Here is a 14,423-nt window from a genome sequence, read left to right on the forward strand (position 1 = left end):
ATAATTAATATATGCTTGTTGATGAAAAAGAAATCTATACTCCACAGGAAGTCATATCAATTCTAAAAGTTTCAGATTCCACTTTTCGCAGGCTGGTCCGAAAAGGGATACTTCGTGCAGGTAAAATTGGAGGACAATACCGAGTCCTTGGAAAGCATATTTTGCAATTATTGAATCCTGAATTGCCTGAAGAAGTTAAAAAAACATATAAAAACATAATTTCTAAGATATGATCATTTATTTTTTTAAACGAGATAATATGTTATGAAAATTCTAATTACAGGGTCTGCTGGATTTATTGGGTTTCATGTAGCCATGGAACTCCTGAAGGATGGCCATATTGTTTTTGGCGTGGACAATCTCAATAGCTATTATGATGTCAGCTTAAAAACATCCAGGAATAATCTTTTGAAAAAATATCAAAACTATAATTTTTATGAGTTAGATATTTGTGGTTATGAAGGGCTCAAAAATATTTTTAAGGCTAATAGTTTTGATAAAGTTTGCCATTTGGCGGCTCAGCCCGGGGTTAGATATTCCATAGAAAATCCCTTTATTTACCAAAAAACCAATAATGAAGGTTTTCTAAATATCATCGAATGTGCAAGGCAATATAAAGTCAACCAATTTATTTACGCTTCCTCGTCATCAGTTTATGGCGCAAATAAAAAAATACCATTTTCTGTCGTTGATCGAGTGGACCGGCCTCTCTCTCTCTATGCTGCCACAAAACGTTCCAATGAACTTGTTGCGTACGCATATAGCCATCTATACGGCATTAATACCATTGGGCTGCGTTTCTTTACAGTTTATGGGCCATGGGGCAGGCCGGATATGTCTTATTTTCTCTTCACTGGTGCGATTTTAAATAATAAGCCGATAAATGTTTTTAATAATGGAAGAATGAAGAGGAATTTCACATATGTTGACGATGTGGTAGCGGGGGTAAAAGCCAGCTTGGGATATGAAGCGAAATATGAGATATTTAATTTGGGGAATGACCGTACCGAAGAATTGATGGATTTTATCGATTGTATAGAGAAAAACCTGAATAAAAAAGCCAAAAAGAACTTACTTCCTATTCAGCCGGGAGATGTGTTGGAAACATGGGCAGACATTGATACTGCGCGTAAAAAATTAGGATATTGCCCCAGAACTGATATTGCGGCGGGTATAACGAACTTTATTAACTGGTATAAAGATTATTATGGAATAAGGGAGCGTAATCATGTTTAATGACAAAATGATTCTTATTACGGGAGGAACAGGCTCTTTTGGGAAAAAATTCGTGGAGATTGTTCTTAAGGAATTTAAACCAAGAAAAATCATCGTCTTTAGCCGGGATGAGCTTAAACAATATGAAATGGCGCATCAATTTGTGGAGCATGAAGGCGTTCTGCGGTTTTTTATCGGCGATGTCAGAGACAAAGAAAGGCTGAACAGAGCATTTCAAGGAGTTGATTATGTTGTTCATGCGGCGGCGCTGAAGCAGGTTCCGGCTATGGAATATAACCCATCCGAAGCAATAAAAACAAACGTTATCGGCGCGATGAATATTATCGATGCGGCAATTAGCAACAAGGTGAGATCGGTCGTTGTTCTGAGCACTGACAAGGCATGTAATCCGATAAATCTCTATGGCGCTACGAAATTGTGTTCGGATAAGCTTTTTGTGGCAGCGAATTCTTATTCTGGCGATGCTGGGACAAGGTTTTCGGTTGTCCGTTACGGCAATGTTTTTGGAAGCCGTGGAAGCGTGGTTCCTTTCTTTAAGGCTAAAGCCAGAGAGGGAGTGTTGCCGATTACCGATCAGCGCATGACCCGGTTTTGGATCACGCTTGAGCAAGGAACACGATTTGTGATGAGAAGTTTTGAACGTATGCGCGGCGGAGAAATATTTGTACCAAAAATCTCAAGCATGAAGGTGATAGATTTGGCAAAAGCGATTGCCCCGTCAGCCAAAACCACGATTGTGGGAATAAGGCCGGGAGAAAAATTGCATGAGATTATGATCTCATCAGATGATGCAAAAAACACCAAGGAGCTAGATGATTGTTACGTTATTAAACCGGCATTTCACTGGTGGAGCAATGAAAACCACGCAGATGGGAAACCGGTCGCTGAAGATTTCTGTTATAGTAGTGATACAAATAAACAATGGCTAACTGTTCCGCAGTTACAGGAAATGTTGAAGGAGCAATAAATTGGTTCAAATTCCTTATGCGACGCAATGGATAGATGAAGAAGATGTAAAAGAGGTCATTGAAGTTCTGCGCTCGGGATATTTAACCCAGGGGCCCAGAATTGCCGAGTTCGAGAAAAAAGTAGCGGATTATTGTGGCGCAAAATACGCAGTTGTTGTCAATTCGGGCACTGCGGCGTTACATGCCGCCTGTTTTGCCGCCGGCATAAAACCTGGCGATGAAGTAATAACTTCGCCGATCACATTCGTTGCTTCAGCCAATTGCATTTTGTATTGTGGCGGGAAGCCGGTGTTTGCGGATATCCAGGCCGACACCATTAATATTGATCCGAAAGAGATCGAGAAAAAGGTCGGCTCTAAAACGAAAGCGGTCATCCCGGTTCACTTTGCCGGCCATCCTTGTGACCTTGAAGAGATTGCCGATGTCGCCAAAAAGAAAAAATTGATTGTGATAGAGGATGCGGCGCATGCTTTGGGCGCAGAATATAAGGGCGCAAGAATCGGTTCTTGTAAATATTCTGATATGGCCATCTTCTGTTTTCATGCCACAAAGATTATTACTACTGGCGAAGGCGGGATGATATTAACAAATAATGAAGAATATTATAGAAAGCTGTTAATGTTCAGGACGCATGGAATTACAAGAGATCCTAAAATAATGAAAAATAATAATGAAGGCGATTGGTATTATGAGATGCAATATCTTGGATATAACTATCGGCTCACAGATTTTCAGTGCGCATTGGGAATAAGACAGATGGATAAACTGGAAGGATTTGTTGCCCGCCGAAGAGAGATCGCGGGCAAATATAATCAGGCCTTTAGAGATATAGATGGAATTGGGTTGCCGGTGGAAAAGGAGCAGGTCAAATCGTCTTGGCATCTTTATCCGATACAAATTAAGAACAATCGTCGGAAAGTTTTTGAAGATTTGCGGAGCGAAGGGATAGGGGGCAATGTTCATTACATCCCGGTTTACCTGCAGCCGTATTATCAAAAGCTTGGTTATCGGCAAGGGCTTTGCCGTCTGGCTGAAGAATATTATTGGCAGTGCATCTCTCTGCCGATGTATCCAAAACTAACTGATAGTGACCAGGACTATGTCATCAAGATATTTTGTGCGGTTTTGAGCTCGGTAAATATGAGGTGAAGCATGAGAAGCATGGAATTGGCGTCGCGTGATCTGTTATATTCTGTAGTCATTCCTGTCTATAATAGTGAAAAGACCATAGAAAATGTTTGTCGCAGGATCATTGACCTTTTCGAGGGGGTGCAAAAAAGATTCGAAATCATCCTTGTCAATGATGGCAGCCGGGATGGCTCGTGGCAGGCCATGCAAAAGCTCGTGTTTAATAGCCGGAAAATAAAAATAATAAACTTGATGCGGAACTTTGGCGAGCACAATGCAGTCATCGCAGGGCTAAATTATTCCCGAGGAGAATATGTTATTGTTATGGATGATGATGGGCAAAACCCGCCTGAAGAAATTGGCAGATTGATCAATAAAATGCACGAGGGCTATGATGTTGTTTTTGCCTATTACGAGACTATGAGACAGAGCTTATTAAGAAATCTGGGTAGTGCTTTTAATGACAAGATAGCCACAATCCTGTTAAGAAAACCGAAAGGCTTATATCTTTGCAGTTTTAAGATCATCAGTCGTGCGCTTGTTAATGAAGTCGTGAAATATGCAGGGCCATTTCCTTACATCGATGGGCTTATCTTTAGGAGCACGCATAATATCGGAACCGTTTTAGTTGACCACAAAGAACGGGCTTATGGCCATTCAAACTATACCATAGGTAAATTGGTCGCCCTGTGGTTGAATATGTTCACAAATTTTTCCATCCTTCCCTTAAGGATTGCAACATTAGTCGGCTTGTTATTCTCTATCATCGGTTTTGTCTCAGCCTTGTATTACGCCGTTGAGAAAATAGTCCATCCCGATTCATCTATCGGGTTTGCTACATTGATTATTGCTATTTTGATGTTTTCCGGAATCCAGCTCTTGACCGTGGGTGTGATTGGTGAATATATCGGCCGATTGTTCATGTCGCTAAATCGTACGCCCCAGTTTATCGTCAGGGAGATGAAAGGATTCCATGATATTCCAACTTCTGATTTTGGAGGCTGACGTGGCTTTATTAGATAAAATCAACTGGCTCAAATTGCCTTCGGCAACCGATGTACGAGGTGTGCTGACGTCGATTGAAAGTGAAATTGACGCTCCGTTCATGATCAACCGAGTCTTTTATATGCATCACATCGTTTCCGAAAGAGGCGGTCATGCGCATATGGATACGGACCAGATCGTGATCGCAGTGGCCGGGTCGTTCAAATTGTCTCTTTCTGATGGTGTTGATAAAAGAACATTCGTTCTGGACGATGCTAAAATTGGACTCTATATTCCGCGTCAGATCTTTATTAATATCAGTGATATTTCGCCCAACGCAGTTTGTCTCGTTTTAGCAAGTTCGCATTATGACATCAAAAGATCGATCCGGAGCTGGGATGATTATCTAAAATATCTTGGCTGTGAAAAAAAACAATAATATATGCCAAAGCCATATCTTGATATTAATAATATCGATGGGAGTTTTTTGCAGTCAGCACTGTTGACGGGCAGCGAACTGCTCGGCCTCGGCGACTTTGAACGGTGGCTTGAAGCGCGGTATAAGGCGAGCGATTTTGAAGTTAGGCAGATACCATTCAATGAACTCGATAATTGGTATTTTGAGGAATCCCTCGGCAGCCTTATCCACAAAAGTGGGAAATTCTTTAAGATCGAAGGCTTGAGCGTCAAAACTAATTTCGGTCGCACCGCGGAATGGGAACAGCCGATCATCAACCAGCCGGAGATCGGAATACTGGGGATCATAACAAAGAAGATCAATAGCATCCGCTACTTTCTTATGCAGGCCAAAATGGAGCCCGGCAATATCAATACTATCCAATTATCACCGACTGTCCAGGCCACAAAAAGCAATTATATGCAAGTCCACGAGGGAAAAAAGCCTCTGTTCCTCAATTACTTTTTGGACCGGACTAAATCAAAAGTCCTGATCGATCAACTGCAATCAGAGCAGGGGGCGAGATTTTTGCGTAAAAGGAACAGGAACATGGTTGTCGAGGTTGAGCAGGAACTGGATATCCCCGATGATTTTTGCTGGTTGACACTGGGGCAGATCAAGCAATTATTAGCGATTGATAATCTGGTCAACATGGATGCCAGATCGGTTTTGTCCACAATCCGGTTGTTCGACGGGTTGCCTGTCAGGGATATCCACTTCAATGCTTTACAGGTGTCTGAGTTTTCTCTTGACATTCTTCGCTCTCTAGTGGAAGACGGCCCATTGCACAGCCACACCGAAATCTTGAGTTGGTTTACCGGCTTAAAAACGCAATATTTTTGCCAGGTCGAAAGCAAACCATTATTAAGCATCAGAAAATGGCGGCGCTCCGAATCGGAAATATTCCATGAGTCGGGGGGGCTCTTTTCCGTTATGGCGGTTTCGGTCAGCGCAGGAAACCGGGAAGTGAATAAATGGACGCAGCCGCTCATAAAACAAAACGGCATTGGCATTGTGGGATTTGTCTGTAAAAAAATAAACGGTGTCTTGCATTTTCTGGTTCAGGCCAAAGTCGAAGCCGGATATATTGACATTATTGAAATGGTCCCGACCCTTTCGATCTCAAACCTCAAAGCAAATATGGATGGCACTCAGCTTTTTGCAGAAATATTTATGGATCCGCCGCTGGAGCGGGTTCGATTTTCGGCTATTTTGTCCGAAGAAGGCGGTCGTTTTTACCATGCGCAGAACAGGTATATGATTGTTGAGGCGGCTGAAGGGGCAGACTTTGATCTCCCAGAAAATTATATTTGGATGACCCTGGGTCAATTGCTTGAGTTTGAGCAATACAGCAATTACGTCGCAATCGAGACACGAAGTTTGTTGTCATGCGTAAAATTGAAATGCTTGTGATAAGGGAGCAGAGATGAATATATTGCTTGTTCGGCCGCCGGATTCGTTACAAAATGCGACCTTGTTAAGCCATACAAAACCAATCAACCTTGCTTATATTGCGGCTTATCTGTTGCAGAAAGGCTTTAATGTCAAGATTATCGATTATGAAATACAGGCTTTTTCTAGCGAGGCCTTCTTGAACATTTTGAGTGAGTTCAAGCCTGGAGTGATCGGCGTTTCATGTATGACCCCTACAATAAAGAATGGGGCTGCAATCTGTGAGCTAGCGAAACAACATGATATTAATATAAAAACCGTTGTAGGCGGAGTGCATGCAAATGGCCTTCCTGTAAGGACACTTGATGAATTTGATTCTTTCGATTATCTTGTTTATGGGGAGGGGGAGATCACATTTCATGAATTATGCTTGTGTTTTCAGGACAAAAAGAGCGTTGCAGAAGTAACTGGCATCGTCTATCGCGATGACAGAGGCGTGATCGTCAAAAATTCTCCCCGTGCATTAATCAAGGATTTGGATATTCTGCCTTTTCCGGCACGTGATTTGATCGATTTTGGACAACAAGTTGGACATTCATCAAGAGGTTTCACAAACAAAATAAGATCAGCCGAAATATTCACATCGCGTGGATGTCCTGTCGGGTGCACTTTTTGCGCTATCCAGGCGACTTTTGGCCGCATGGTCAGGTTTCGAAGCCCTGTTTATATCGAACGTGAGATCAAAGAATGTGTCGAGAAGTACGGGTGTAATCATATCGTCATTGCCGATGATACGTTTACGCTGATCAAGGAGCACGCGTTGAAAATTTGCGATATTTTAAAACGCTCTGGGATCAAGTCCTGGAATTGTGATACGAGGGTCAACACAGTTAGCGAAGAATTGCTTACTGCCATGAAAGACAGCGGTTGCCAAAAAGTTGCCTTTGGCGTAGAGTCGGGCAGCCAGAGGATCATTGATCTCATCGGGAAAAAGATTACGGTTGAACAGGTCAAAAATGCTGTATCACTGGCTAAAAAGGTTGGCATCAAACATATCGAAGGTAATTTTATTATCGGCAGCGACCCTTCAGAAACGCTGGAAGACGTCGCCCAGACCAAAAAATTGATCAATTCTTTGTCCTGGACTTTTGTTTCAGTCACCGTGATCGTACCTTATCCTGGCACGCCTCTTTATGATTCAATGCAGGCGAAAGGCCTGTTAAAAGTTGAGGAGTGGGAAGATTTTGTTATGTTTGGCAAGGTGCCAAAATGGCGGACAGAAAATTTTACTGCAACAGAGTTGGTTGGCCTCCAGAAGGAGTTAACAAAATCATTTTATCTAAATCCAAAATATATCATTCGCCAGTTATTAGGCATAAGAACCATAAAAGATGTTCAATATTGGGCTAATGCAGGATTTTCGTATATTAAATGGTATTTAACGGGGAAGGTTTGAATTCAATAAAATGATAATTTTGATCTTAGGCTATTCGAGGATCGCGCGGAAGAGGGTCATTCCGGCGTTAGCGCAAATCGACAATGTGAAGCAGGTCGAGGTGGCCTCCGTCTCGTCGGCCAATCGTGTGGTCTTGCCAGAAAAGATCGCTGGCGCGGTTTATAATGATTATGATGCTGCTCTATCTGCAAGTAAAGCTAACGTGGTTTATGTCTCAACTTTCAACGGCGACCACTCCCGACTTATCGAAAAAGCTCTCAAACGAGGTTTCCACGTGATCGTCGATAAACCAGCCATGACTGATTATCGTGATGCGAAAATGCTGGCAATCCTTGCACGCGAAAAACGGCTCTGCCTGGCCGAGGCAACCGCTTATGCCTTTCATCCGCAAATAATACAGGCAAAAAATATTTTTCTCGACGCCGACCGGCAGCCGAAACGTTTGACGGTAATCTTTACTTTTCCGCCAATCGACGCGAATGATTTCCGCTATGACAAGGATTTGGGCGGCGGCGCGCTGCTTGATCTTGGCCCGTACGCCGTCAGCATTGGGCGGGTATTCTTTGAGGTAAAGCCGGACGAGGTATTTTGTCGACTGCTCTCTTTCGGCGGCAAAAACAATGTTGAGACAGCTTTCAGCCTGCTCGCGACTTATCCTGGCGGGCGGGCGATGGTCGGCCATTTTGGTTTTGATGCCGAATACAGGAATTACGTCAATATTTTGAGCGAGGGCGTCTCCCTGGAATTTGAGCGTGTTTTTACGATTCCTCATGATCAAGAAAATATCCTCAAGATCAAACAGGCTAACCAGCCAAAAGAGGTAAAAGCGACGGCGGGCGATTGTTTCGCCCTTTATTTAGATAATGTGCTGGCGGGCATTCGTAGCGGCGATTATCAGTATCACATCGACAATTTGTTGTCCGACGCCTATGTCTTGCAGCAATTGCGCCTAGCGGCAAATGGGGCAGCTTAAATGACCATAAAAGTTTGGGATTACTTGGCAGAATACGACAGCGAGAAGACGGAAATCATGGCGGCTGTGGAAAAGGTTTTTTCATCCGGCCGGCTGATCCTGGGCCAGAATGTCCAGGATTTTGAGTCGGAGTTTTCAAAATATTGCGATGTAAGATTTGGTGTTGGTGTCAACAGTGGCACGGACGCCCTGTTTCTTGCTTTAAAGGCGATTGGCGTTGCGCAGGGGGATGAGGTGATCACGGTCGCCAATACCGCCGTGCCGACCGTTTCGGCCATCGTTTCGTCCGGTGCTCGTCCGGTTTTTGTTGATATCGATCCTGCGACTTATCTGATGGACACGGCACAGCTTGAGGACGCCGTCACGCCCAGGACGAAATGTATTATGCCGGTCCATTTGTTCGGGCAGTGCGTTAATATGGCCGCGGTACAAAAAGTTGCACAGGCACACGGCTTAAAAGTGATCGAAGATTGCGCGCAATCGCACGGTGCGATGTTTAAGAGTAAAAAAGCTGGTTCCCTCTCTGATTTGGCGGCCTTCTCGTTTTATCCCACCAAGATTCTAGGTGGTTTTGGCGACGGGGGGATGGTCATTACTGACAATCAGGAGTATTATGAAAGATTAAAAAGATTGAGATTCTATGGGATGGAAACGGCTTATTATTCCAAGGAACATGGCTATAACTCCAGGCTTGACGAATTGCATGCTGCCATTCTTCTGTCTAAATTAAAGCATTTGGATGGCTATATCGCTCGCCGCAGGGAACTGGCAAAAAAATACGATGAGCTATTGAAGAATTCGGGTCTTGTCCTGCCGACCACCGCGGACGATAATTTCCACGCTTATTACCTTTATGTCTGTCGTCACGCCAAGCGGGATCAGATAATTGCGGGACTGAAGCAGAGGGATATTGTTGTCAACATCAGTTATCCCTGGCCGATCCATACGATGACCGGCTATGAATTCCTGGGTTACAAGAGCGGGGATCTCCCGCAAACCGAAGCGGTTTGTAAAGAGGTATTTTCCTTGCCTATGTATCCTGCGCTGACCGACAATGAACTTGGCTCGGTCGTGTCGGCCTTGATAGAAATATTGCGAGACATTATTTGATCCGAATTGATTATTGGCTGGGAGGTTGAATTATGTTAGAAAAAGAATATGAAACAATGTATAACGTTGAGGACAATCATTGGTGGTACGTTGGTATGCATAGAATATTTTTTGATATACTTAAAAAATATCTTTTTAATAGGGGGGAGAGAGGCCAAAATCTAAAAATCTTAGATGCAGGTTGTGGAACAGGGAAAGTGATGGAAAGCTTATCAAAATATGGAGAAACGCTGGGCATAGATTATTCAGAGTATGCTATTGTTTTTTGTAAAAAACGTGGATTTAATAGTGTTTTTCAATGCTCAATAGAAAAATTGCAATTCCCTGATGAATATTTTGATGTTATCACATGTTTTGATGTATTATCTAATGTGGATGACAAGAAGGCACTTGATGAGCTTTATCGAGTTTGTAAACCTGGAGGTTTGATCTTAATTAATGTGGTTGCTTGGCAATCTTTATTTAGTACTCATGACATGGCTGTAGGCGTAAAAAGAAGATATTCAAAAAATGAATTGGAGGAAAAGATAAATAAATCCGGCCTTATTATCAAAAAAATCACTTATCTTAATTGTTTTCTATTTCCACTAATAGCTTTAGTCAGGATTCTAAAAAAACGGATGATTAATGGTAATATTATTGAATCTGATTTAGTAATGCCCATTCCTATATTAAATTTCATCCTAACTCGCGTTTTATATTTAGAAGCATTTTTGGCAAGGAAAATTAATCTGCCGATTGGTCTTTCTCTTTTTTGTGTAGCTGAAAGGCAGCAAAAAGACAAATAAAAATAGAATAAATTATGTACTCTGAGGCAAAAAATACTGTTTCATTCTTATCCGCCATTATTGCGTTAATAATGGCAACTGTTTATTGCGTCCTCAGGCTCGGGTTCGATAATTCCGGCGATACCTCGTTGCTCTCCGTATTTAATATCCTGGCGCTCGGCTGGTTCGTTTTATTATTGCCGGCCAATTTGCGGCGCGCCAGGTCGGTCCTTAAGATTAAAGAGATCGGCGGCTGGGCCGGCAACGACGCCTTTGTTTTACTGGTCGGCTTGTTTATTGTCGCCGTCGCCGGCCTGTGGGTTTCGTTCGGCGGGTTAAGCCTTGCCCCGATCTTTGTGCCGGCCGGAATTATATTTTTCATCTTTAGTTTTTTCGATTTCCTGAAACAAGCCAGGCTTTTTTATCTTGTCATCACGACATTGTTCGCGGTCTTTTATGCCCTGTGGATCGCCGGTTTGATCTGGGGTTCCGGCGTCTTTGACCCTCTTTTTCTTGAAAGGATATTTACCGGCGTGGGTTATGTCGATGTACTATTCCATGCTTCGATAGTCGGCATGATCAAAACATACGGCCTGGTTTCAACCGGTTTGGACGGTCTGCCCTTTGTCGGTTTTCATTTCGGCAGCCACTGGCTGTACGCCCAGTTTGCCGGCCTGTTAAGGATGCGAGCGATAACTTTTTATCAATTGGGTTTTCCTGTAATCTTTCTCCCGCTCATGACCAATGTTTTCATGTTGACGGCACTCTATTTTAGGAATATCGTGTCGCCTAAAAATGTCTTTGAGATCGCGAAAGACTATTGGTTTTGGATCTTTTTTATCGCTCTTCAAATCGGCATTTTCCCGATGCGCCTTTATTCAGAAATGAGCGCGATCGTCTGGTACAGGCGCTACGGCAGTGATTCTTATTCGCTTTCGCTTACACTTTTCCTGCTCTTATTTATGCTCTGCGGTCATTTTTGGCAGGAGAGAGAAAAGAATAAATTTTCCGAGGTTTTGTTCTTAATCGTCGTTGTGCCGCTGTTTTTGGGATTGATTGCCATAACCAAGCTCTTCACCGGGTTTCTGGTTACTGCCCTAGGCCTTTATCTTTTTATCCGGCTTGGCTTGTACAAAAAAGCGTTGTATAATGCGAGCTGTTGTCTGGGGCTTCTAGCGACATACCTGGCTTATAATATCTCTTCCGGCATGCATACTGGCATGGTTTCCGCCGGCCGGGCGATCGCTTTGAAACCGTTCTATAGCATTTACTCCATGCCCTTAGTTCTGCTCCCGTTCTATCCTGTCTTTTTTTACTTGTTCCCATTGATATTAATCATTTTCAGGCTGCACCAGATGAAGATTGGCACGCTGGGGCAGTTTTTTTGTGCTGTGAAAGCCAAGCAAATGATCGACATCGAAATTGTTCTGGCGTTAAGCGTCATTGGTTTCATTCCCGCTGCGATGTTTTATATACCCGACGGCAGCGGCCTGTATCTGACCGACCTGCAGGGGCTTATGGCGGCCTTGTTTTTGCTGGCTTATTTGCCTCGCTTGTTTGGCGGGGCGATAGGGGAGGGGGTGGGGAGAAAGTTCTCTCTGCCGGACGTCAAACTTATCTATATTTTAGGGGCTGTGATAGCTTTGCCGTTTTTCATCAGTCTTTGTTTTAATTACGCCGCGACGGTAAGATCAGCGCTAGAGATCAATATTAACAATAGGCTAGCGATCGTGGGCAATAATAACCTAACTTTTTCCGGCATCGCTAGACAGAGCATTAATAACAGAAGCCCTCGGAAATTGTTCGCACTACTTTACCCACTGTATTCGAAAGATTCGATCGCTGCGGGATTTAAAAAAAATAAATATTATACTTTGAAAGTTTCTTTATACGAACTATGCGGCCTGCCTCTCAATGAAAAGAAGAAGTCTTTGGTCTTTGTCCCGTCGGTGGACAAGTTATTTTGGGGCATCTTAAAAAAGAAAGAGAGCGTACCTTTTATTGTCCCCGCACTCACAGAGATGGCGATGCTCGACGGTCTGCCTCCCTTTGTAAAAGAGAACCGCGTCCCTTATGACAATTACTCCTATATATATTATACCCAGAGGCATAGCCAGCAGACCGAAGCCGAGAGATGGCAAGCAGTACTCTGTCTAAAAGCGAAACGGCTGGGCTTTTCTCGTTTAATTATATTAGACTCGGAAAAGGGCGGAATAAAAAAGATTGATTGCGACAAATCAATCGGAGCGCCGGTCAAAATATGAATAAGAATAATTCTTTAGCAATAATTACAGCAAGAGGCGGGAGTAAAAGGATTCCGCGCAAGAATATTAAGGCCTTTTTAGGGGCGCCGATTATAAAATATTCGATTGAGACTGCGCTTGTTGCAGGTTGTTTTGACGAGGTCATGGTTTCTACCGATGATCTGGAAATTGCCGAGATATCAAAAAAATATGGCGCCAGAATTCCTTTTATAAGATCAGCGGCCACATCGGACGATTATGCCGCGACCAGCGACGTTCTTAAGGAAGTGATCCAGCGGTACATGGCGCTGGGGCAAGCATTCGAATACTTTTGCTGTATCTATCCTACCGCCCCTTTAATTTCGGCTCAAAAATTGATCGATGGCCTCGACTTGCTTAAAAATGGGGACGCCGATTCAGTTCTGGCCGTGACCCGATATTTATATCCGATTCAGCGAGCCTTAAAAATTGTTGACGGTCAGGTGAGCCTGATCGCACCGGAAAATGGCCTCAAAAGATCACAGGATTTGTCGCCCGCCTATCACGACGCCGGCCAGTTCTGTTGGTTCAAGACAAAGGCCTTTTTGAACAAGGGGAGGCCAATGTTCTCGAATGCGCAGGCGATTGAACTCCTGGCTGCCGAAGTCCAGGATATCGATACCGAAGAAGATTGGGAGATGGCGGAGATCAAATACATGCGTATGCAGGAGAAGGGACAAAGATGAAAGTTTTGATCTTGACCGAAGGCGGTAAATCAATCGGTGCCGGCCATCTAGCCAGATGCTCCGCCCTCTATCAGGCGTGCGAAGAAAAAGGCGCCAATGTTGAATTGGTCATTAATGGCGATGATTCTGTCTCTTTTTTGTTGAATGGCATGAAATATCAACTATTTAATTGGCTAAAAGCCAAACAGCGGCTAGCCATGATGTTGGCCGACGCTGATTGTGTCATTATTGACTCTTATTTAGCGAGCCGATCGCTTTTTAACAAAATATCCGGCGCTGTTGCCGGACGGGTCATTATGATTGATGATCTGAATAGGCTGGCATATCCGGCGGGGATTGTGGTCAACCCTTCAATATACGGTCATCAGCTAAAATATCCAAAAAACAAAAAGATAACTTATTTATTAAGCAAGGACTATGTTATCTTGAGAAAACCATTCTGGTCCGTGCCAGCTAAAAAGATTAAGAGAAATGCCAGGAATATTTTAATTATCTTAGGCGGGGGCTTTCAGGGTGACTTTTTACGGCGGATAATAAAATACCTGTCAGTCAATTTCCCGTCTTTTACATACCACGTTGTTGCGCCTGATTTTCATGATCAAGGCGATCTTGATCTGGATATTAATTTCTATACGGGCCTTTCAGCGTGGCAGATGCGTGGGCTGATGCTAAAGTGCGATTTCTCTATTTCCGCCGGCGGTCAGACGCTATATGAGCTGGTACGGGTGGGTGTTCCGGTCATAGCGATTTGTCTGGCAGAAAACCAGTTGACCGGATTGCGGTTTTTCCATCGGCTAGGAGCGATCGCTTACGCGGGTTGGATAAATGAAAACCGCTTCTGGCATAGGTTAGGACGGTCTTTTGAAAAATTTCTTTCTTATAAAGAAAGGCGCGGGCTTGTGAAGCAACAGAAGTTGTTGATTGACGGCCAAGGTGCGAAGCGACTGGCCAAGGTTGGGTTCACACTGAAACAGAGGAGCTGAT

At 43.5% G+C, this 14,423-nt stretch carries 14 protein-coding genes; all 14 read left to right on the forward strand.

Annotation, left to right across the window (positions count from 1 at the left end; all coding sequences use genetic code 11):
* Positions 1 to 11 precede the first annotated feature (11 nt).
* From HZC34_07715 to HZC34_07780, 14 genes are read left to right on the forward strand one after another with little or no spacing between them, the layout of a single operon-like run.
* On the forward strand, positions 12 to 233 hold the full coding sequence (locus tag HZC34_07715) for a helix-turn-helix domain-containing protein (protein MBI5701706.1): 222 nt from the start codon (positions 12 to 14) through the stop codon (positions 231 to 233).
* Positions 234 to 264: 31 nt separating this feature from the next.
* A complete protein-coding gene (locus HZC34_07720; GenBank protein MBI5701707.1) occupies positions 265 to 1,236 on the forward strand; it encodes a GDP-mannose 4,6-dehydratase in 972 nt (323 codons plus the stop codon).
* On the forward strand, positions 1,229 to 2,203 hold the full coding sequence (gene pseB / locus HZC34_07725; GenBank protein ID MBI5701708.1) for a UDP-N-acetylglucosamine 4,6-dehydratase (inverting): 975 nt from the start codon (positions 1,229 to 1,231) through the stop codon (positions 2,201 to 2,203). The genes HZC34_07720 and pseB overlap by 8 nt, the downstream gene beginning before the upstream one ends.
* A 1-nt stretch (position 2,204) precedes the next feature.
* Complete coding sequence (gene pseC / locus HZC34_07730; protein ID MBI5701709.1) at positions 2,205 to 3,353, forward strand: UDP-4-amino-4,6-dideoxy-N-acetyl-beta-L-altrosamine transaminase; 1,149 nt, start codon at positions 2,205 to 2,207, stop codon at positions 3,351 to 3,353.
* A 12-nt stretch (positions 3,354 to 3,365) separates the two neighbouring features.
* Positions 3,366 to 4,337: a glycosyltransferase family 2 protein gene (locus HZC34_07735; protein ID MBI5701710.1), complete on the forward strand. Its 972-nt coding sequence runs from the start codon at positions 3,366 to 3,368 to the stop codon at positions 4,335 to 4,337.
* Positions 4,306 to 4,755 (forward strand): FdtA/QdtA family cupin domain-containing protein, encoded by a 450-nt coding sequence (locus tag HZC34_07740; GenBank protein ID MBI5701711.1) that lies wholly within the window; start codon positions 4,306 to 4,308, stop codon positions 4,753 to 4,755. Before HZC34_07735 ends, HZC34_07740 begins: the two co-directional genes overlap by 32 nt.
* 3 nt (positions 4,756 to 4,758) lie before the next feature.
* The gene (locus tag HZC34_07745) at positions 4,759 to 6,186 is read left to right on the forward strand and encodes an NDP-hexose 2,3-dehydratase family protein (GenBank protein ID MBI5701712.1); all 1,428 of its coding nucleotides are present in this window, start codon (positions 4,759 to 4,761) and stop codon (positions 6,184 to 6,186) included.
* 13 nt (positions 6,187 to 6,199) lie between these two features.
* Complete coding sequence (locus HZC34_07750; GenBank protein ID MBI5701713.1) at positions 6,200 to 7,621, forward strand: B12-binding domain-containing radical SAM protein; 1,422 nt, start codon at positions 6,200 to 6,202, stop codon at positions 7,619 to 7,621.
* A gap of 10 nt (positions 7,622 to 7,631) precedes the next feature.
* Positions 7,632 to 8,594, forward strand: coding sequence for a Gfo/Idh/MocA family oxidoreductase (locus HZC34_07755; protein MBI5701714.1), 963 nt, complete (start codon positions 7,632 to 7,634; stop codon positions 8,592 to 8,594).
* Positions 8,595 to 9,704, forward strand: coding sequence for a DegT/DnrJ/EryC1/StrS family aminotransferase (locus tag HZC34_07760; GenBank protein MBI5701715.1), 1,110 nt, complete (start codon positions 8,595 to 8,597; stop codon positions 9,702 to 9,704).
* Positions 9,705 to 9,736: 32 nt separating this feature from the next.
* On the forward strand, positions 9,737 to 10,492 hold the full coding sequence (locus HZC34_07765; GenBank protein MBI5701716.1) for a class I SAM-dependent methyltransferase: 756 nt from the start codon (positions 9,737 to 9,739) through the stop codon (positions 10,490 to 10,492).
* Positions 10,493 to 10,506: 14 nt separating this feature from the next.
* Complete coding sequence (locus HZC34_07770; protein ID MBI5701717.1) at positions 10,507 to 12,735, forward strand: hypothetical protein; 2,229 nt, start codon at positions 10,507 to 10,509, stop codon at positions 12,733 to 12,735.
* The gene (gene pseF / locus HZC34_07775; protein MBI5701718.1) at positions 12,732 to 13,439 is read left to right on the forward strand and encodes a pseudaminic acid cytidylyltransferase; all 708 of its coding nucleotides are present in this window, start codon (positions 12,732 to 12,734) and stop codon (positions 13,437 to 13,439) included. Before HZC34_07770 ends, pseF begins: the two co-directional genes overlap by 4 nt.
* Positions 13,436 to 14,422 (forward strand): UDP-2,4-diacetamido-2,4,6-trideoxy-beta-L-altropyranose hydrolase, encoded by a 987-nt coding sequence (locus HZC34_07780; GenBank protein ID MBI5701719.1) that lies wholly within the window; start codon positions 13,436 to 13,438, stop codon positions 14,420 to 14,422. The genes pseF and HZC34_07780 overlap by 4 nt, the downstream gene beginning before the upstream one ends.
* Position 14,423: the final 1 nt, after the last annotated feature.

This window comes from Candidatus Saganbacteria bacterium, from assembly GCA_016223245.1.
Taxonomy (GTDB): Bacteria; Margulisbacteria; WOR-1; order XYC2-FULL-46-14; family XYC2-FULL-37-10; genus JACRPL01.

Excerpts from the sequence above, each read along its gene's own strand:
- HZC34_07740 (MBI5701711.1), top strand. The coding sequence starts at position 4,306 with ATGATATTCCAACTTCTGATTTTGGAGGCTGACGTGGCTTTATTAGAT.
- pseF (MBI5701718.1), top strand. The coding sequence starts at position 12,732 with ATGAATAAGAATAATTCTTTAGCAATAATTACAGCAAGAGGCGGGAGT.
- HZC34_07715 (MBI5701706.1), top strand. The coding sequence starts at position 12 with ATGCTTGTTGATGAAAAAGAAATCTATACTCCACAGGAAGTCATATCA.
- HZC34_07750 (MBI5701713.1), top strand. The coding sequence starts at position 6,200 with ATGAATATATTGCTTGTTCGGCCGCCGGATTCGTTACAAAATGCGACC.
- HZC34_07770 (MBI5701717.1), top strand. The coding sequence starts at position 10,507 with ATGTACTCTGAGGCAAAAAATACTGTTTCATTCTTATCCGCCATTATT.
- HZC34_07720 (MBI5701707.1), top strand. The coding sequence starts at position 265 with ATGAAAATTCTAATTACAGGGTCTGCTGGATTTATTGGGTTTCATGTA.
- pseB (MBI5701708.1), top strand. The coding sequence starts at position 1,229 with ATGTTTAATGACAAAATGATTCTTATTACGGGAGGAACAGGCTCTTTT.
- HZC34_07760 (MBI5701715.1), top strand. The coding sequence starts at position 8,595 with ATGACCATAAAAGTTTGGGATTACTTGGCAGAATACGACAGCGAGAAG.
- HZC34_07765 (MBI5701716.1), top strand. The coding sequence starts at position 9,737 with ATGTTAGAAAAAGAATATGAAACAATGTATAACGTTGAGGACAATCAT.
- HZC34_07735 (MBI5701710.1), top strand. The coding sequence starts at position 3,366 with ATGGAATTGGCGTCGCGTGATCTGTTATATTCTGTAGTCATTCCTGTC.
- HZC34_07780 (MBI5701719.1), top strand. The coding sequence starts at position 13,436 with ATGAAAGTTTTGATCTTGACCGAAGGCGGTAAATCAATCGGTGCCGGC.
- HZC34_07745 (MBI5701712.1), top strand. The coding sequence starts at position 4,759 with ATGCCAAAGCCATATCTTGATATTAATAATATCGATGGGAGTTTTTTG.
- HZC34_07755 (MBI5701714.1), top strand. The coding sequence starts at position 7,632 with ATGATAATTTTGATCTTAGGCTATTCGAGGATCGCGCGGAAGAGGGTC.